Source organism: Nitrosopumilus sp. Nsub, from assembly GCF_001541925.1.
In the GTDB taxonomy this organism is placed as follows: domain Archaea; phylum Thermoproteota; class Nitrososphaeria; order Nitrososphaerales; family Nitrosopumilaceae; genus Nitrosopumilus.
Genome location: NZ_LQMW01000019.1, coordinates 94,866 through 112,736 on the forward strand (window position 1 = coordinate 94,866; position 17,871 = coordinate 112,736).

Annotated in this window: 22 protein-coding genes and 1 tRNA gene; 11 read left to right on the plus strand and 12 right to left on the minus strand. The window is 32.7% G+C overall.

Annotated elements, in window-relative coordinates:
- The first annotated feature begins 137 nt into the window (after positions 1-137).
- A complete protein-coding gene (locus AW732_RS05230) occupies positions 138-1,718 on the plus strand; it encodes a radical SAM protein (protein ID WP_172790402.1) in 1,581 nt (526 codons plus the stop codon).
- 5 nt (positions 1,719-1,723) lie between these two features.
- Here the strand turns inward: AW732_RS05230 and AW732_RS05235 are convergent, their stop codons facing one another.
- The 3 genes from AW732_RS05235 to AW732_RS05245 all read right to left on the minus strand — a co-directional run bounded on the left by AW732_RS05235 (position 1,724) and on the right by AW732_RS05245 (position 3,567).
- The gene (locus AW732_RS05235; protein ID WP_067959791.1) at positions 1,724-2,098 is read right to left on the minus strand and encodes a hypothetical protein; all 375 of its coding nucleotides are present in this window, start codon (positions 2,096-2,098) and stop codon (positions 1,724-1,726) included.
- 116 nt (positions 2,099-2,214) lie between these two features.
- Positions 2,215-2,538, minus strand: coding sequence for a hypothetical protein (locus AW732_RS05240; RefSeq protein WP_067959544.1), 324 nt, complete (start codon positions 2,536-2,538; stop codon positions 2,215-2,217).
- Positions 2,539-2,592: 54 nt separating this feature from the next.
- Positions 2,593-3,567, minus strand: a complete 975-nt coding sequence (locus tag AW732_RS05245; RefSeq protein WP_067959546.1) for a CFI-box-CTERM domain-containing protein — start codon at positions 3,565-3,567, stop codon at positions 2,593-2,595.
- A gap of 185 nt (positions 3,568-3,752) precedes the next feature.
- Here AW732_RS05245 and AW732_RS05250 point away from each other — a divergent pair, with 185 nt between their 5' ends.
- Positions 3,753-5,105 (plus strand): cation diffusion facilitator family transporter, encoded by a 1,353-nt coding sequence (locus AW732_RS05250; RefSeq protein WP_172790405.1) that lies wholly within the window; start codon positions 3,753-3,755, stop codon positions 5,103-5,105.
- On the opposite strand, the gene AW732_RS05255 is transcribed toward AW732_RS05250, so the two are convergent.
- A complete protein-coding gene (locus AW732_RS05255; protein ID WP_082697421.1) occupies positions 5,102-6,289 on the minus strand; it encodes a divalent cation transporter in 1,188 nt (395 codons plus the stop codon). The genes AW732_RS05250 and AW732_RS05255 overlap by 4 nt on opposite strands.
- Positions 6,267-7,298, minus strand: a complete 1,032-nt coding sequence (locus tag AW732_RS05260; RefSeq protein ID WP_067959551.1) for a multicopper oxidase domain-containing protein — start codon at positions 7,296-7,298, stop codon at positions 6,267-6,269. Before AW732_RS05260 ends, AW732_RS05255 begins: the two co-directional genes overlap by 23 nt.
- 146 nt (positions 7,299-7,444) lie before the next feature.
- Here AW732_RS05260 and AW732_RS05265 point away from each other — a divergent pair, with 146 nt between their 5' ends.
- Positions 7,445-7,951: a hypothetical protein gene (locus AW732_RS05265; RefSeq protein ID WP_067959554.1), complete on the plus strand. Its 507-nt coding sequence runs from the start codon at positions 7,445-7,447 to the stop codon at positions 7,949-7,951.
- Here the strand turns inward: AW732_RS05265 and AW732_RS05270 are convergent.
- Positions 7,943-8,254 carry a hypothetical protein gene (locus tag AW732_RS05270; RefSeq protein ID WP_067959557.1) on the minus strand — a complete coding sequence of 104 codons (312 nt, stop codon included), beginning with the start codon at positions 8,252-8,254 and terminating at the stop codon, positions 7,943-7,945. The two genes, AW732_RS05265 and AW732_RS05270, sit on opposite strands and share 9 nt — an antisense overlap.
- An 80-nt stretch (positions 8,255-8,334) precedes the next feature.
- Between AW732_RS05270 and AW732_RS08760 the strand changes: the two genes are divergently transcribed.
- The 4 genes from AW732_RS08760 (at position 8,335) to glmS (ending at position 11,599) form a co-directional block, all read left to right on the plus strand.
- Positions 8,335-8,487, plus strand: a complete 153-nt coding sequence (locus tag AW732_RS08760; RefSeq protein WP_172790403.1) for a hypothetical protein — start codon at positions 8,335-8,337, stop codon at positions 8,485-8,487.
- 127 nt (positions 8,488-8,614) lie between these two features.
- Complete coding sequence (locus AW732_RS05275; RefSeq protein ID WP_067959560.1) at positions 8,615-9,172, plus strand: 30S ribosomal protein S13; 558 nt, start codon at positions 8,615-8,617, stop codon at positions 9,170-9,172.
- A gap of 9 nt (positions 9,173-9,181) precedes the next feature.
- Positions 9,182-9,793, plus strand: a complete 612-nt coding sequence (locus tag AW732_RS05280; protein ID WP_067959562.1) for a 30S ribosomal protein S4 — start codon at positions 9,182-9,184, stop codon at positions 9,791-9,793.
- 48 nt (positions 9,794-9,841) lie between these two features.
- Entirely contained in the window at positions 9,842-11,599 is a 1,758-nt protein-coding gene (gene glmS, locus AW732_RS05285) for a glutamine--fructose-6-phosphate transaminase (isomerizing) (RefSeq protein ID WP_067959565.1), read from the plus strand.
- An 86-nt stretch (positions 11,600-11,685) separates the two neighbouring features.
- Here glmS and AW732_RS05290 read toward each other — a convergent pair whose 3' ends face one another.
- From AW732_RS05290 to AW732_RS05310, 5 genes are all read right to left on the minus strand, one after another.
- A complete protein-coding gene (locus tag AW732_RS05290; RefSeq protein WP_067959568.1) occupies positions 11,686-12,009 on the minus strand; it encodes a hypothetical protein in 324 nt (107 codons plus the stop codon).
- A gap of 112 nt (positions 12,010-12,121) precedes the next feature.
- Positions 12,122-12,523 (minus strand): plastocyanin/azurin family copper-binding protein, encoded by a 402-nt coding sequence (locus AW732_RS05295; RefSeq protein ID WP_067959571.1) that lies wholly within the window; start codon positions 12,521-12,523, stop codon positions 12,122-12,124.
- Positions 12,524-12,588: 65 nt separating this feature from the next.
- Positions 12,589-13,659 carry a nicotinate mononucleotide-dependent phosphoribosyltransferase CobT gene (gene cobT, locus AW732_RS05300; protein WP_067959575.1) on the minus strand — a complete coding sequence of 357 codons (1,071 nt, stop codon included), beginning with the start codon at positions 13,657-13,659 and terminating at the stop codon, positions 12,589-12,591.
- A 7-nt stretch (positions 13,660-13,666) separates the two neighbouring features.
- Entirely contained in the window at positions 13,667-14,275 is a 609-nt protein-coding gene (locus tag AW732_RS05305; protein ID WP_067959578.1) for a hydroxyacylglutathione hydrolase family protein, read from the minus strand.
- Complete coding sequence (locus AW732_RS05310) at positions 14,272-14,919, minus strand: NAD(P)H-hydrate epimerase (protein ID WP_067959581.1); 648 nt, start codon at positions 14,917-14,919, stop codon at positions 14,272-14,274. The genes AW732_RS05305 and AW732_RS05310 overlap by 4 nt, the downstream gene beginning before the upstream one ends.
- A gap of 72 nt (positions 14,920-14,991) precedes the next feature.
- Between AW732_RS05310 and AW732_RS05315 the strand changes: the two genes are divergently transcribed.
- Positions 14,992-15,606, plus strand: coding sequence for an RNA-binding protein (locus AW732_RS05315; RefSeq protein ID WP_067959584.1), 615 nt, complete (start codon positions 14,992-14,994; stop codon positions 15,604-15,606).
- A 7-nt stretch (positions 15,607-15,613) separates the two neighbouring features.
- On the opposite strand, the gene AW732_RS05320 is transcribed toward AW732_RS05315, so the two are convergent.
- Positions 15,614-15,698: transfer RNA gene (locus tag AW732_RS05320), tRNA-Leu, on the minus strand.
- 50 nt (positions 15,699-15,748) lie between these two features.
- On the opposite strand from AW732_RS05320, the gene AW732_RS05325 reads away from it, so the two are divergent.
- From AW732_RS05325 to rpsB, 3 genes are read left to right on the plus strand one after another with little or no spacing between them, the layout of a single operon-like run.
- Positions 15,749-15,985: a DNA-directed RNA polymerase subunit N gene (locus AW732_RS05325; protein ID WP_067959587.1), complete on the plus strand. Its 237-nt coding sequence runs from the start codon at positions 15,749-15,751 to the stop codon at positions 15,983-15,985.
- 1 nt (position 15,986) lies between these two features.
- On the plus strand, positions 15,987-17,225 hold the full coding sequence (locus tag AW732_RS05330; protein ID WP_067959590.1) for an enolase: 1,239 nt from the start codon (positions 15,987-15,989) through the stop codon (positions 17,223-17,225).
- Between the two features lie 7 nt (positions 17,226-17,232).
- Positions 17,233-17,856 (plus strand): 30S ribosomal protein S2, encoded by a 624-nt coding sequence (rpsB, locus tag AW732_RS05335; RefSeq protein ID WP_067959593.1) that lies wholly within the window; start codon positions 17,233-17,235, stop codon positions 17,854-17,856.
- Positions 17,857-17,871 lie beyond the last annotated feature (15 nt).

Sequence of the window (17,871 nt, forward strand, 5' to 3'; positions counted from 1 at the left end):
GACGATAAAACTCAATATTAGATATTTAAGGTTGTGAAAATATTTTTTGACAATTTGAGAAAAATGATAAAGTAACAAAAATCTAGGTTTGTCGTGCTCGTAAATGATATATAACATAATGAGAGGGTTTGAAATAGTTGGCTGGCAAACGTGTTGTTTTAACTGCAGACCGTAGTTTGATGACAAATTACAGAGGAAATTTCTTGTATGGATTTATCGCATGTGGTCCTTACGAAGTTTTACCAGAATGGGTATTTGACAAAGTGTTTTGTCCATCTGTAGAAACTGACCCAGTTACAGGCGAAGTAAAAGTAGCTCAAGTGGGGTTAAGAAGAATTGAAAGTTCACTAATCCAAGGAGGCTACAAAAAAGAAGAAGTTTTTATGGCACATCCAGAGATGCTTCAAAAATCAATTGGACCAGATACTAAAGTTGTAGGAATCAATGTAATGGATCCTCTTGGAATGGCACCAGTTACCACAACAATGTCACCTGAAAAATTATCTTATGTAGCAATGAAATTTAAAAAAATGTGTGCAAGTATTATTCAACTCAAAAAGAAATATGATTTCAAAGTTGTAGTTGGAGGTAATGGTGCATGGGAATTAGCAAAATCAGATAGAATGAAAATTCACGGAATTGATACAGTAGTTGTTGGAGAAGCAGATGAATTAGCAGTTGATTTGTTTCAAGATTTAGAACAAAATGATGCGCCAGAATTAATGCATTGTTTTGTAAGAAATTTAGAAAACATCCCAGTAATTGAAGGCCCTACAATTAACTCATTGATTGAAGCAATGAGAGGTTGTGGAAGAGGATGTGACTTTTGTGATGTCAATAAAAGATCAAAAAAAGATTTACCATTAGAGAGACTTCAACACGAAGCAAAAACTAACTTAGATTATGGATTTGATTCTGTTTGGTTGCATTCTGATGAGATGTTACTTTACGGATGTGATAGTAGAGACTTTGTTCCAAACAGAGATGCAATTGTAGATTTGTGGAAAGGTCTCAAAGGATTAGGAGCTAATTTCATTGGAACTACACATATGACATTTTCAGCAGTTGCAGCAGATCCTACATTAATGCAACAAATTTCTCAAGTCAATGAACAAGATAAAACAGGTAGATGGCTTGCAACAAACCTAGGAATTGAAACAGTTGCACCAGATATGGTCAAAAAGCACTTGGGAGTAAAAACAAAACCATTTGCACCTGAAGAATGGGGCAGTGTAGTTAGAGAAGGGGCAAAGATTCTCAATGAGAACCACTGGTTCCCAGCAGCAACCATCATTATTGGATGGCCAGATGAAACCCCAGATGATATTCAATACACTATTGACATGATGAGCGACTTTAGAGAGATGGACTTTAGAGGATTAGTAGCACCATTACTTTATCAAGACTTTAGTGAGAAAAATTCGATGCACTTTGGAAATCTTAACGAAGCCCAATTCACCCTATTTTGGAAATGTTGGGAAAATAACTTACGTGTAATTAACGACATTATTCCAATCATTCTAAGAAACAAAACATACGGACCACCAATGAAGGTATTCATGTATGGTATTCTCAAAGCAGGTACTTGGGCAATTATGAGATATCTCAGAGGGTTATGTAAAGATCTATTCAATGGGAAGACACCTGATCAAATCATTGATAAATATGCAAGAGCTAAATCAGTATCCGAACCAAAATTCCTAACAAAAAAACTATAGAGAAATTACTTTAGACGTTTGTAAATCTCTTTGAATTCTGTTGAAAGATTGTACGACATGTTAAGCAAATGTACCAACTGATTCATAGACGTCTTTCCATGGCCTAATCTTCTCAAAATAGTTAAAGCCTTTTGAGGCGAATTTTGTGCCAATGGGATTTGGTCAGACCATGCTTCAAAAGCACATTCAACATCCAAGCTAAAGTTTAGTACAAACTCTCTCCAAGTAGACATTGTACTAGTAGCGTTTTCAGGCAACAGTACCTCAGCTAATTCACGGAACTCGTTTTTTCTGTCCAGGTATAACATTTCTAAGGCTTCATGAATTTTTTCTTGTTTGTACTCTTCAGAGTTTAACATGTACATTCCAGATATGCTCATGAATTCATTATGAGAATATTGCACATAAAGGGAATAGATGATTCTCTAAAAAGATGTTAAAAAAAATCAAATAAAATGAACAAATGTAAAATCATATGCCAAATAAAATGAATAAACTATAGACTTTGTAATGCCTTATCAGCTATAGTATTTCGTTTTGGGGTCAATGAGACAAAGTAGACTTTATCTGCTCTTTCAACGGATTCTACTTTTTTGTATAATTTTGAAGATATATCAAATTCATAAATTCCTGCTTCAAGTTCACCTTTTGCATAAAGCATTAGATATGATTCTCCAGTTGATGGGCTAAGTGGAATAAATGACATGACATTGCCTTTGTAAGAATTAATTGGAATTGTGTTTTTCATTGGAGGTGCTGCTGCTGACATGTACATAAAGAGGTCTTCAATATTTTCAAATTCTTCATATTCAGTATTCATAATACTGAATAATTTGTTTCAGTATAAGAACCTATTATGTTAAATTAAGAAGTTCTAAATTCTGGATCTTAGTTGTTGATTAACTTTCATTGCAATTAATGCTGGTGCTGCAATGTACATTCCAAGGTTTAATGCAATTACTGAAAGACCTAATCCGAGAACTTCACTTTCAGTTTCAGCACTTTCCATGATTGACAAAGTGCTAATCATTGGAGTCAAGCCAGCTTTTACAATTTCTTTGAACATTGGACTTTGTCGTTCCATGTCTGCAATTGTTGGACTGAATGTGTAATACAACTCATTAAATCCAGACATAAATGCTGAACCTGATTCGGTATTCATTAATTGGTTATCACGAATTTCTCTAAGCATTTGGACTTGTGGTGCAAGTTCTGAGCCATATGCTGCTGTTGCAATTAAACATCCACCACCTTCTTTCTCTTCAGGTTCTTCTGTTTTGATTACTTGACAAACACCATTTACAGATTCAGTACCAGGTCCACAGTTTACAACTTGTTCAACAACTGGTTCTGGCTCAGGTGTTGGTTCTGGCTCAGGTGTTGGTTCTGGCTCAGGTGTTGGTTCTGGCTCAGGTGTTGGTTCTGGCTCAGGTGTTGGTTCTGGTTGAACAGATACGGGTGCAGAATCAGATGAAATGAAATCAAACGTACCAGTAATTTTTTGTGCCCCATATTGTGCACGAATTTCAAATTCACCACTGGAGTTCATTGTACCTCCAGCCTTTACAGTTGCAGAATAATATCCATCAGAATTAGGCATTACTTGTTGAACAGTAACAATGCTTCCTTCAGGACTTACAATCATCAAAACTACAGGTTGTTCAAATTCAGATAAAGTTTTGACCATACCAGAAATTTCAATAGTGTTACCAGTTGTATAGCTTGAAGAATCAGTATTTACAGATAATGGGAGGTTTGACTGTGCATTTACTGCACCAGTTAAACCAAAAGATAGAATGGAGATAGATAATAATGCAAATGCTAAGAATCCAGATACTTTCATTTCCATCTTAAATCGAGCCTCAGAGTATTTATGTTTTCAATCGAATTAAAATTGACTAATTTATGGTGTAAATTCCATTTTTTGACAAGATATTAGAAGACGATGAAAAAGTTGTAAATTAGATTTGCTATCAAATTATCAATTCTTTGAAAAACCTGTAATACAAGATAAAGAATCTAAATGCAATGGAAATATTTGCTCAAAGAACTAAAGTTTTACAAATTTCACTAATTGCAATATTTTCTGCATTTGTAGTAGAATTAATTTTTGGTTTAGTCTCAAACAGTCTGGCACTAATTACAGATAGTATTCATGCATTGTTGGATGCTGTCGTTACACTAGTTTTACTATTAGCAGCAAGATGGGCAATAAAGCCACCAGATGCAGAGCACACTTACGGACATGGAAAAATTGAATCATTGGGAGGATTAATTGGTGGAATAGCAATTTTTCTAATTGCTTGCTTTTTTATTTATGAATCAATTAATAGATTGCAAAGTCCACCACCAAGTGTTTTACCAGGATTATTTGCAATTATTGGAGGACTCTATACAATAGGAATTGATTTTTTCAGAATAATACTTCTTAGAAAAAGTATCAAAGCAATTGGAGGAACTACACTCAAAGCAGATTTCTATCATGCATTTATGGATCTAGGTTCTACGACAGTTGCAATAATTGGAATTATTTTGGTAACATATGGAATCTATTTTGGAGATTTTGTTGCAGCCTTAATTCTAGGAGGATTATTAGCAATACTTAGCATAAAATTGATTCACAGAACAGCTCTAGATTTGACAGATGTGATATCACCAGAACTTGTAAAAAATGTTCGAGAGATTACAAATTCAACAAATGGAGTAATGGATACAGGTTCGGTTCTCATGAGAAGATCAGGCGACATAATTTTTGCAGATATAACAATTTCATTAAGGGGGGATACCAGTTTTGAAAAAGCTCATGAAATTAGCGATAGTGTTGAAAACAATATTAAAAATCAAATTTCTAATGCAAAAACAACAATTCATTTTGAACCTAATTGGAAAGATGTTCCACTTGATGGGAAAATTTTTGAAATTGCAAAAAGTGTAAAAGGAGTCAAAGAAGTTCACAACGTCAATACAAATAAAACAAAAGGAAATACATATTGTAATTTACACGTAATGGTAGACAAAGAAAGCAATTTATTATCAGCACATAAAATTTCAGAAATTATTGAAGAGCGAATTCAAAAGGAGATTCCAGAAATCACACATGCAACAATTCACCTTGAACCATTTATCACAGTTCCAAAGAATATCAATATAGAAGATATTGCAACAGAAGAAGAAATCAAAAAAATTGTTGAAAATTATTCAGAAGTAAAAAAAGTGGGAAGAATCGTATCATTAAAGTTTGAAAATATTTTCAAAATAGATATTGATTGTTCATTTGAAAAAGAATTGTCAATTGAAAAAGTTCATGATCTAACTTCAGAAATTGAACATGCGATTAGATTAGAAATTAAAAATTCAGTAATAACAATTCATCCAGAACCAAATTAGACCAAAATACTAGTAAGATACATGACTAACATTCCTATTGCAAATCCAGATACAACAGAAAGAGTAGAGAGATTACCATCATTTTCTTTTTGAATCCATTGTAACAAGATCAAAATTACTTGAAAAATAGCTCCTGCTCCAATTGCTAGAAAAATTACTGAAGTAAAGGGAGAATAAGCAAATCCACCAATCCAGGCACCAAAAATAGCAGGTGAGCCTGCAATTATACCCATAATAGCTAATTTACCAATCATCAATTTTCCTCTAGACATAGGTGCTGCAATTGCAATACCTTCAGTAGTATTGTGTAAGGCAAAACCAACAATCAAAAAGGTACTAAATGCAATTGAACCAATTCCAACTGCAGCACCAATAGCTAAACCTTCACCAAAATTATGTAGTCCAATTCCAATAGAAATCATCAATCCAATTGCAACAGGTTTTGAAAAATTGAGTGAATCAGATTTTGAGACAATCTTATTTCCAACATAATACAGTGCTAAAAAGGACAACACAACAACTGTAGCAACAAGTAATGCACCATTGAAACTATTTGCCAAATTTTCATTAGAAACTTCAATGGACTCTTCTATAGAATCAATGGCTAGAAATAACAATAATCCAGCAGTCAATGCCAAAAAGAAATGATATTTTTGTTTACTGATTTTTTTAATAAATGGTAACCACAATAGTCCAATCATTACAGGAATTATTCCAACATATGTTCCAATAATTGCAAAAAAGATAGCAAGATCGGGAGTAAATTCTAATGCAAAAGCAGCAGATTCAATTTCTTTTTCAAAACGGGTTCCATCATCAACAGTTATTCCAATTCTATATGGTTCAGCCTCATTCCATTCAAAGGGAATTCTAACTAAAGTTGTTTCAAATCTTTCTAAATATCCATCAGGTTCTACTGCAGATGGTTGAATTCTATCATTTACATCTGCAACAACAACTTGAACAGGAATTGGACCAGTATTTCTAACAGTGGCCTGAATTTCTGAATCGATAAAATCTACTTTTTCAATAGTTATTTCAGGAAGTGCAACTCCAAAATCCAACAAATCCCCTCCAGGACCAAAAATATACAACATCAAAATTATGATAAATGTAAACGGAATTACACCGCTTGCTGCAACCTTAAATTTTGAAGTATTATTAACTGCCATATTCCATTCCATTCTCATCAGATTCAGCCTTATCATTTACAAGAAACATTCCAACCCAGCCTTTTTCTGAAAATTCTACTTTGTGGGCATGGAAAAGATATTTTCCTGGATAAGTATACTCAAATTCCATTATCCCACGCTCAGTTTGAGACAAAGTTATCATGTCAGTGTAAAAGGAAGGAATCAAATCAGTTCCAGTTGGATAATAATTGTACAAATTGCCATGAAGATGGAAATTGTTTATTGGATCAAATTCCACCATATTGACAACATAAACTCGAATTAATTCATGAGTGTTAATTTGAATTGGATGATGTTGGTAATAAAATGGAATTGTATTTGCAGCATAGAAATTATTTTCAGTATCAAAATCAGTATCTAATCCATTTAGAACCATAACCATTTCATCAGCTGGCTCACGTCCTTCTTTAGGATCAACTATGAAGACACCATAAAGACCATGAACAATATGTTCTTCCAAAGGCATCACATGACAGTGATACGGATGAACTCCAACGGGACCAGCTTCAAATTCATAAATGAATTTTCCACCATTAGGGCCCACTATTTCAAAAACACCATCCATTTCAGCAGGATGAATTCCATGAAAATGGATAGTATGTTCTTTTGAACCGTTATTGATGAAATTTATTTTAAGTAAATCTCCTTCAGTAGCTCTTATTGTAGGACCAGGAACAGTACCATTGTAAGTCCAGACATTATAAAAAACACCAGGTGAAACTTCCATTACTTTATCATCTTCAGCAATAATAGTATATTCTCGAACAGTTGTACCATCTTCAAGTTTTGAAACATTACCGTAATTGAATTCACGTAAATATTCCATAGGATCAAATTCTACTTCAGATACTGTATAGAGAGGATCAATGACTTCTCCAGTGGTTCGAATAACTTTTCCTGAATGAGTTACAAATGTTTTCAGTTCAGATTCAGCTTCAGAGAGATTTGGAAATAGGATTACAGCAGATAAACCAATTGTTGTGGCAAGTAATATGATCATAAGAGTTGAACGAGTAGTTTTCAATATACTGACAAAATCAGAAATAATATATTTAAAGTTAACACAAGCTAACTTTTTTAGCCTAATCTAAGTTATTCATAAGAATCAAAAATTAGGTTTAAAATAAAGAAAATTAAACAAAATCTGTGCAAAAAGGAGGACTACTAATTGTTATTTTTGGGATTTTAATTGTTGCAGGTCTTGCAACATCCGTACTTGAAAATCAAACCACATTAGAAGGAATTACTCAAGGTAATGGAAAAGTGAGCACGTCTGATATTGTAACAATTTCAGTGGATTTAGATAAAGATAAAACAGCAACAGGAATTTTTGCCGTCCAAATAATGGAATTTAAAGAAAATACATTTTCAGCAAAAATTTTGGACCCTTCAGGAATTGAAATAATTTCAGAAAGAATTAACGAAGATACAATTGAACAAGAATTCAGAGTATTAGATTCTGGGAATTATGAATTAATAATACAGAGTTCAGATGATAAAGAAAGATATGTAGCAGGTGCAATTGGTCCACTTCCAAATGCAGATAACAAAGTCATATTTTCAATAATTTCAACAGTTTGTATAATTTTAGGAATGATAGGATTAGTAATTTTCGCAATTGTTGAAATTAGAAATAAAAAAAGATCAATTTAGATAACTATCCATTTTTTCCAAACCATTAATTGCTCCATCAAATGTATCATTATTCTCAAGTAATGAACTAAGTTTTTCATTATTTGCAGAGACAAAATATTTTTGATTTTCACTAGTTTTAAAAATAAATTCATACTCTATCAAATAATCAAGTCTTTGTAAAATATCAGATTCAGACATTGAAAATTCTTGAGATAAAACAGAACATTCTTTTTTCCCATCTTCTAATTTTGCTAAAATTTCAGATGTGATTGGATCAAACATACAATCAATTATTTTTTCTCGATCAAATGATTCATCCATAAGATAAATTGAAAAATTAGAATGTAATAACTTTTTGAAAAAGTCAATAGAATAATTAAGAAATAGAGATATCACAAAGTATGCAAAAACTCTGTAGAAATGATCCATCTGGTAAAGGTGAGCACTGCTATTGCATAGATATTGATTCCCAGAGAGGAGTTAAAAAATGCTGTAAATGCAACGAATGGAACGTTCAAGGTAATGATTGGACAAATGATGAGGACTTTAGATAATTTCAAGTAAAAATTTAGTAAAATCGGCCACTTGTTAGTAGTGATCGCTGAAAAAAGCAGTAATTTCAACAAAATGATTGACGCCTAGCAATGGTTTTTATCGGGGTTTCTTAGAATTTTGGAATACTTGAGTAGCCAAGAATATAGACACATTGTAAGAATAATTGGAAACGATATTCCAGGAGAAAGAAAACTTCTCGTAGGTTTAACCCAAATCAAAGGCATAGGTCATAATTTTGCAACAGCAATTGCAACTACATTAAAAATTGATACAAATTCAAACATAGGTAATCTTACAGATGCAAATGTTCAAGAAATTGAAAAATTAATTACAAATCCAAGTGAAGCAAATTTTCCATCATGGTTCCTGAACAGACAAAGAGATATTGAAACTGGAAAAGATTTACACTTGTTAACATCAGACATTCCATTTACTTTAAGAAATGATATTGAAAGAGAAAGAATCACTGCCAGTTGGAGAGGTTATCGTCATCTAAGTGGTCTAAAAGTTAGAGGACAGAGAACCAGAACATCTGGTAGAAAAGGTGGAGCAGTAGGAGTTGCAAAAGGTGGATTAGCAGCACCAGTTAAGAAAGCAAGTTCAGGTGCACCTGCAGCAGCAGCCCCAGCAGCACCATCAGGGGATGCAGCAGCAGAAGCAGCCCCAGCGGAGAAAAAAGAATAGGTGTTTTGAATGGGAGATCCAAAATATCCACGTAAAGTTTGGCGTAAACCAAAGCGACCTCTTAATTATGAATTAAAAATGGATGAGTTGCAAACTCTCGGTACATTTGGATTAAGAACTAAAAGAGAATTATGGAAAGCACATACTGAACTATCACGTGTTAGACAACAAGCAAGATCATTACTTGCTTTAACACAAGAAGCTAGAGCAGAAAAAGAACCAATTTTACTAAAATCATTAGTAAGAATCGGACTAGTATCAGAAAACGCATCATTAGATGATGTGCTAAATCTTAAACCAACTGATTTACTTGCAAGAAGATTACAAACAATTGTTTCAAAGAAATTAGGATTTAAAACACCATATCAAGCAAGACAAGCTGTTATTCATGGTCACATCATGGTTGGAGATAGAAAAGTCGACATACCATCATACACAGTCACAGTAGCAGAAGAAGATAGTGTTCATTTTAGTCCTGAATCTAAAATTCCAGAAATGTTAGAAAAAGCAAAGGCTGAAGAACCAAAAGTTGAAGCACCTACTGAAGGTGAAGAAGCAACTCCTGCTGAAGCAACTCCTGCTGAAGCAACTCCTGCTGAAGATAGTCCTAAAGCAGACTAATCATAGCATCATTATCAGTAAATACCCCCAATTATCAGATAAAATAAGATGTGTTCAATTATTGGTTATTCTGGAAATGAAATTGCAGCTCCAATTATTGTGAAAGGACTAAAACGAATGGAGTATAGAGGATACGATAGTGTAGGAGTAGCAACTGAATCAGACAATGTAATTGAATTAAAAAAAGGAACAGGAAAAGTTAATGAAGTAAATTCCAAAGTGCAATTAGACAGATTACCAGGAAAAATAGGGATTGGTCATACAAGATGGGCAACTCATGGAAAAGTAACGGATCTAAATGCACATCCACATCCAAGTAATTCTGGAAAAATTGCAATCGTACATAATGGAATAATAGAAAATTTTGAAGAATTAAAAAAACAATTAGAGGAAGAAGGATATAATTTCAAAAGTGAAACAGATAGTGAAATAATTGCAAACTTGTTACAAAAAAATTATGAAGTAACAAAAAATGTAAAAGAAACAATCATGAAAACAGTTTCTGTAATCAAAGGACATTATGCATTTGTTGCAATGTTTGAAAATGGTCAAATTGCAGCAGCAAGATTTCACGAACCATTAATTGTCGGAATTGGGCAAGAAAATATTTTCTTATCAAGCGATGTTCTAGGTTTCATTGAATATACAGATAATGCAATTTACATGAAAAGTGGAAATTTTATTATTTTAGAAAATAAAGAATTTGAAATTTTAGATTTTAATGGTGAAAAAGTAAAACATGAAATTACAAAAGTTTCAAAAGAATTTGGAGATGCATACAAAGGCGATTATGCACATTTTACATTAAAAGAAATTTACGAGCAACCAGACGTAATTTTAAAAGCAGGAGAAACTACAACAGAAGGAACTGAAAAAGCTGCAGAACTCATTAGAAATGCTAAAAACATCTACATTACAGGCAGTGGAACTAGTTATAATTCAGCATTAATTGCAAAACAAATTTTATCAAAATATGTCAAAATTAAGACAGAGCCAATAATAGCAAGTGAGCTGCAATTTGCACCAGAAGCAATTGAAGAAGATTCAGTTTTAATTGCAATTTCTCAAAGTGGGGAAAGTGCAGATGTATTGGAAGCAGTAAGAATAACAAAAAAACTAAATTGTAAAATCATCTCCATAGTTAATTTACTAACATCATCTCTTACACGCAAAGGTGATGTAGTATTAGGAATGAATTGTGGACCAGAAATAGGAGTAGCTGCAACGAAAAGCTTTACGGCACAATTAATTCTACTATACAAAATTGTACAAAAATTAAACGGTACAATAACAATTAATTTTGAAGAGTTCTCAAATTCAATTTCAAAAATATTAGAGAATACAAATAAAATTCAAGAGATTGCAAAAGAATTGAAAGAAGTATCAGATATCTACATTTTAGGTAGAGGAATTAATTATCCAATTGCAATTGAATCAGCATTAAAATTAAAAGAATTGACATATATTCATGCAGAAGGAATTCCAGGAGGGGAATTAAAACATGGTCCACTTGCATTAATGGATACAGATGTTTTTGTAATCATAATTAATCCAAATGATTCAACCTATTCTGACACATTAACAAGTGCACGAGAAATTAAAGCTCGTGGAGCAAAAATTATTGGAGTATCAGATATCGAAAGTGATGTTTATGATTTCTGGATAGAAATTCCAAAAATTAATGAAATTTTATATCCGATTTCAGAAATTATTCCAATTCAACTTTTGGCATATTATTCTGCATTAGAAAAAGATACAGATCCAGATTATCCAAGAAATTTAGCAAAATCTGTTACTGTAAAATAATAAAATTTGGATATCTAGGCACCTGAAATGGTTTCAGAGATATCATGAACTTTTACTTCATTGAGAATTTTTTCCATTATCTGCTGTTATCCTCCGGCATTATCTATTGTCACCAAAAGCAAATTTCCACGGGATAATGGAATTGTTGCACGTTGAAGTTTTTCATATCCTGCTAGAGCGTATAGACCATGACCAATTTTGTAATAGTATTTTTCTCTAGAACTCCATGCATTAATTGCATGATGTGTTGTTTCTTGAGTTTCCTCAGGAAACAAGAAAAGTTTGGCGTCAGGTTTTGAACCCTTTGCAAAAATATCTCCAGACTTGTTTGTTACTGCAGTGAATCGTATGCAATGATCCAAATCAAAGAGTCTGTTTAACAGTATTCCGTATTGTATTGTTTGACTCATGGGAGATTATTCTAAAAAAGAAGATAACTAGGATGAAACAGATTCAAAAAGAATGTTTAGTTTTTATCGATAATCTAAAAAATTATTTAAATTTTGTAATTAATTTTAAAAATCATTCAACAATAATTTGACCAGTCATCCAAGTGTGTAATGTACAGTAGTAATCATATGTTCCTTTTTGAGAAAATTTACGTTCATAAAAATCTCCAGACATCAATACTTTTGAATCAAACATTCCATCAGGTTGTGGAGTAAATCCATCAACAGTTCCTGATGTAAAGGTGTGAATTCCAAAAGAATCTGTATTTGTCATTGTAACAACAGTACCAGATTTTACGGTCAATACACTAGGAGTATAACATCCAGAATCAACACATGCTTGTGAAGAACCAGATTCACTTACTGTTTCAATTTTAGGAATTTGATTGTTAACATCTTCACCCACTATAGATACTGCAATCAATACAACAGCAAGGGCTGCAATTAATCCAAGAATACTGGATTTAGTAACCATATCAAAACTTGTAAAATTTCATTAAGATAAACATTTTCGTGCCTAATTTTCTACTTTTTTAGATTTTAAGAATCAGATAATGAAGATAATCTATCATATTCTTTTTCTGCAAGATTCAAGAATTTTGCGGAATCATTACCAGTTTTGAGCATTGATGAAATAATACTACCACCAGCACCAGCACCTTCTTTTCCAAATCCTTCTGAAAACGCCTTTAATCCAGAATGTTTTGAATTACTTAATCCAGGATTTACAGAAATTGCAGGAATATCTGCAATCTGTTTTACAAGATTTGTAAAATTTGCATTTTCATCATTTGTGATATATGACGTAGTTCCAATTGCAGTATTTTCTTCATTAAATCCAATTTTAGATGCAAATGCCAAAACTGCAGTCATCTGGGTACCACCTGCCAACATAACTTTAGAAACAGCAGAAGCAGAACTTAACATTCCAGCAACAAAAGCAATCATAGGATCACCAACTTTTGCAAGTATGGTATATGGATGATCAGAATCAATTCGTTTTATTGCAGAATCTACAATTTCATTTTTTAATTTAATTGGATTAGTAGGAATACTGGAACTTGTTTTTGCATCAAAATCAAAAGCTCGTAATACAGCTAAAGCAGTGGTTGTTCCACCAGGAATTGATTCGCCAATAACTAAGCAATCAGTTAATGAAGCCATATTTCTTCCAACAATTCTACCAAATTCAACTGCACTAGAAACTTCTGAATCAGTCATTGCAGGTTCAACAGAAATATTTTTTCCAAAAGATAAACCAGTTTCAATGAAAGGTAATTGAGGAGCAATCTTACTTCCAGCATTAATTGTCAAATGAGGAATGCTGGCAGATTCTAAAGCTGTTTTAGTTAATAGAGCAGGAGTGGGTTTTCCATCAGGGGTCATTGGAATATTATCAATAGTCTTACAATATCCATAGTGGAGATATTCTGCATCAGCAGGAGGAGTATATTTCATAGAATCACTATCAGCACCTGCAATAGTAATTCCAGGGATCTCACATGTTTGAGTATATGATATGACAAAGGAGAGTAAAAATCGGCCAGATTTTACAGAATCAAGGAAATTTTGTGCCTGATCAACATTACCAAATAACTCAAAATCTTTCAAAATATCACTAACCCATCATATCTAAGAACTGTTGTTCTGTTCGTTTTTGCATTATCATGTTAGTCATTTTTTCTTTTCCGATAGTAGATGTTTCAGTAGGACCATAATTATGACCAGGATACAATACTAAATCATCATCCAAAGAATAAAGTACATCAAAAAGACTGTGATAAAGTTTAGATGCACTACCTCCAGGTAAATCAATTCTACCACAATTTCCAACAAATAACGTATCACCAGAAAAAATTTTTCCATCACCAACTAGACAAATACTATCATTAGAATGTCCAGGAGTATGAAGAACCATTAGTTTTGAATTACCAAATTCAATGAAATCTCCATCTTTTACAGTAATATCATTTTTCAATGTTGATGATTCATGTTGAACGATAGGAGCTTTTGTTGATGTAACCATTTCTTCATTGCCTCTTGTATGATCATCGTGATAGTGTGTATTAACAATGTATTTGATTTTTAAATTATTTTCTTTAATTATTAATTCCAATTCCATCAAATTCCAAGAAGGATCAACAATTAAGGATTCGCTAGTATCCTCATCAACAATAATGTAAGAAAAATTTTGCATTGGTCCAACAGGTATTTGATGTACTATCATACAATTCCCTCTTCAGCTTCAACAGGAATACCAATTTTTTCTGCATATAGTTCACCAGTCAAATCTTTTCTTTTTGGAATTCCTTCCTTCATTTTATGAAATGTTACTGTCATGTCACATTTTGTGAAAATGTTTGCAGTGTTTCCGGTTTGAGGATCTAGTCCAGATGGAACATCTACAGCAAATTTGTAGCAATCAGTGTCATTGATGAAATTAATTGCTGATGCATATGGTTCTCTAATTTCACCTGAAATTCCAGTACCTAAAATTCCATCAATAACGATATCTGGTTTGAAATCAAAATTCAAAGAGTTTCCAGACATCAAAGTAACAGAAGGCATTTTTTGTAAAATTGACCAATTCCAATTACTTTCTTCAGTTTTAATTTTTTCAGGTTCGCCAAGAAGCATTACGGTGACATTTGAACCATAACCAGCTAAATGCCTAGCCATAACTAAACCATCACCACCATTATTTCCCAAGCCTACAAAAATTAAGATATTTTTTGAGGCTACGTCATCGAATTTTGTAAGTAAACGTCTAACTGCTGCTGCTCCAGCATTTTCCATCATGAACTTTTTTAAAAAACCCATATCATGACCTTTATTTTCAATTTGATACATTTGATCTACTGTTATTTCCATACCTTACTTCAAAATTATTACCAAAATAAGAGTTTAGCAAACGGCTTTATCCTAGTTTTAAAATATTGTTACATGACATTAAAAAACGTTAAACCATCATTAAATAAAATTACAAAGTCTTTAGCTGTTACACAAGATTCAAGAGAATTTTTATTAAAAAACACCAGAGAAATAATTAGTCTATGCAGTAAATCAATTATTGCTGTTCACAAAGGAGAATTAGTAACAGCAAAAAATAATTTGAAGCAAGCTGAAAAATTATTAAAAAAATATAAGAAAAAAGCAACGGGTCAATTAAGGAGATATCTTATTACTCCAGAACAAGAATATGTTGAAGCAGCATGTTTAATTGCAGTGGTTAAAAAAAAAGATATTCCTTCAGATAAAAAATTAGCAGTGATGCCAGAATCATATGTTTTAGGATTACTGGATTGTGTTGGCGAATTAAAAAGAAGGGTTTTTGATGAAATGAGAAAAGGAAACATAGATGAAGCTATAAGATTTTTTGAAATAATGGAAAATCTATATCTTCAACTTTATACATTCTCGTTATACGATAAAGTGATTAAAGAAGCTAGGAGAAAAATTGACGTAAATAGAATTTTAGTTGATGATGTTAGATCGGCAATTACAGAAGAAAAAAGACGAATTGAATTAATTAAAGCATTAGAAAAGTTAGAAAAATAAATTTTAGTGCGGGCGATGGGATTTGAACCCACGAACTCCTGAGAGACTAGCCCCTCAAGCTAGCGCCTTTGGCCAGGCTGGGCGACGCCCGCAACGAAATAATCTTGTATGGTTTTTATAATCCTTGACGACTTTTTTCATCGTGTTAATTCCTGTTAGATGTTTTACCTGTGGAAACTTAATTGCAGATAAATTCGATGATTATCAAACTAAATTAAAAGCAGGAGAAGATCCTGAAAAAGTTCTAAATGATTTGCAAATCAACAGATACTGTTGTAGAAGAATGCTTTTGACTACTGTAGAGACAATTCAACAAGTAATTCCATTCTATGAATCAATTCAGAAAAGAAAACAAGAAGTTCAATCTGAATTAGATTAATTTGTCTAAAATTACTTCTATTGAAGGACGCATTTTATTCAATAGTAGAGGCAGTAAAACAATTGAAGTTGATGTAAAATCAGACAATAAATTCCTTGGAAGAGTTTGTGCACCATCAGGTGCAAGTGTAGGAAAATATGAAGCAACAAGCTTTCCTAGTGGAGGTCCCCAAGAAAGTCTAAAAATCCTAAAAGAAAATTCACAAAAGTTTATCGGATTAGATTCATCAGATTTGAAAACAATTCATGACACATTAAGAAGTTTAGACAATACTAACAATTATTCAATCATTGGTGGTGCACTTGCTTTTGCTGTAACAATTGCTTCAATGGAATCAGCATCACAATCATTAGAACAACCATTATTCAAAACATTATCTCCAAATTCAGAAGCTAAATGTCCATTCCCATTAGGAAATATTTTAGGAGGAGGAGCACATGCAGGGCCTGGAACTCCAGACATACAAGAAATTTTAATTTGTGCAACAGGTTCAAAAACTATTGAAGATGCAATTGAAACAAATCTAGCAGTACATAAAGAACTAAGAAAAGTTTTGGAAAAGGAAGATCCTAATTTTACTAACGGAAGAGGAGACGAAGGAGGATGGGCACCAAAATTAGAAAATCAAAAAGCATTAGAAGTTTCAGCAAAAGCTTGTGAGAATTTAGGTTTCACTTTAGGTAAAGAAGTATCATTGGGAGTAGATTTTGCATCATCAACACAATGGAATGAAGAAAAAGAAAAATATCTGTATGACAGAGCTGGATTTGAAAACACGACAGGTGAACAAATTGATTTTGCAGCTGACATTATTGATAAATTCAAATTAATTTATGCTGAAGATGCAGTTCATGAAGAGGCATTTGAAGACATGGCAGAATTGACTGCAAAATTCCCAAATACATTAGTTACAGGGGATGATTTGACGGTAACCAGTAAAGACATCCTAACAAAGGCAATTGGCATTAAAGCATGTAATGCAGCAATCTTGAAAGTAAACCAAGCAGGCAGTCTCCATGATGCATTAGAATTTGCAAGTGTTGCAAATCAAAACAATATCAGATTAATCACATCACATAGATCTGGAGAATCTACAGACTCACAAATTTCACATATAGGAATTGCAACAAAATCAAAAATGCTCAAAGTAGGTGTGGTAGGAGGTGAAAGAGTAGCTAAATTGAACGAATTATTACGTTTATCAGGGCATGATTTTATATGTGGCATGGAGGAGATTTAAAATCGGCATGAGTGAACAAACAGAAGTAATAGACATTAAGAAAAAAGTCATTTCAACTGGGATCAGAGTTGGAACACAAGTTAAGACCAAATTCATGAAACCTTTCATTACAAAAGCTAGTCCAGAAGGACTCTATATGCTAGATATTGATATGACTCTAGCAAAAATAGAAACATCAGCTAAATTCATCAATAGATTAGGGGCAGAAAATATCATTGTTTGTTCTAGTAGACGATACGCAGAAGTTCCTATTGAAAAATTCTGTGAGATGACAGGAGCCAAACACCATCTTGGAAGATTTATGCCAGGAACATTGACAAATCCATCATTACCATATTACATTGAACCAAAGTTAGTTGTTATTTCAGATCCTGAAGTAGACGAACAAGCATTAATTGAAGCAACTAATGCAGGAATTCCAGTAGTTGGAATTGCAAACACTGACAACATTACATCAAAATTAGATATTATCATTCCAGCAAATAATAGAGGAAGAAAATCACTAGCTACAATTTACTGGTTACTAGTTAGACAGATTCTCATTGAGAAAGGTGAGTTGAAAGAAAATGAATCAATGAAATATGAAATTGATGATTTTGAAGCAAAGATTACCGAAGAGGAAATCGAATAGAAAATTTCAAGTGTT

Coding starts and splice junctions, on each gene's coding strand:
- AW732_RS08760 (WP_172790403.1), top strand. CDS start 8,335: ATGCAAAAACTCTGTAGAAATGATCCATCTGGTAAAGGTGAGCACTGC.
- AW732_RS05305 (WP_067959578.1), bottom strand. CDS start 14,275: ATGATAGTACATCAAATACCTGTTGGACCAATGCAAAATTTTTCTTAC.
- AW732_RS05260 (WP_067959551.1), bottom strand. CDS start 7,298: ATGATCATATTACTTGCCACAACAATTGGTTTATCTGCTGTAATCCTA.
- AW732_RS05290 (WP_067959568.1), bottom strand. CDS start 12,009: ATGAGTCAAACAATACAATACGGAATACTGTTAAACAGACTCTTTGAT.
- AW732_RS05315 (WP_067959584.1), top strand. CDS start 14,992: ATGACATTAAAAAACGTTAAACCATCATTAAATAAAATTACAAAGTCT.
- AW732_RS05255 (WP_082697421.1), bottom strand. CDS start 6,289: ATGGAATGGAATATGGCAGTTAATAATACTTCAAAATTTAAGGTTGCA.
- AW732_RS05310 (WP_067959581.1), bottom strand. CDS start 14,919: ATGGAAATAACAGTAGATCAAATGTATCAAATTGAAAATAAAGGTCAT.
- AW732_RS05240 (WP_067959544.1), bottom strand. CDS start 2,538: ATGAATACTGAATATGAAGAATTTGAAAATATTGAAGACCTCTTTATG.
- AW732_RS05245 (WP_067959546.1), bottom strand. CDS start 3,567: ATGGAAATGAAAGTATCTGGATTCTTAGCATTTGCATTATTATCTATC.
- AW732_RS05280 (WP_067959562.1), top strand. CDS start 9,182: ATGGGAGATCCAAAATATCCACGTAAAGTTTGGCGTAAACCAAAGCGA.
- glmS (WP_067959565.1), top strand. CDS start 9,842: ATGTGTTCAATTATTGGTTATTCTGGAAATGAAATTGCAGCTCCAATT.
- AW732_RS05295 (WP_067959571.1), bottom strand. CDS start 12,523: ATGGTTACTAAATCCAGTATTCTTGGATTAATTGCAGCCCTTGCTGTT.
- AW732_RS05235 (WP_067959791.1), bottom strand. CDS start 2,098: ATGAGCATATCTGGAATGTACATGTTAAACTCTGAAGAGTACAAACAA.
- AW732_RS05270 (WP_067959557.1), bottom strand. CDS start 8,254: ATGGATGAATCATTTGATCGAGAAAAAATAATTGATTGTATGTTTGAT.
- rpsB (WP_067959593.1), top strand. CDS start 17,233: ATGAGTGAACAAACAGAAGTAATAGACATTAAGAAAAAAGTCATTTCA.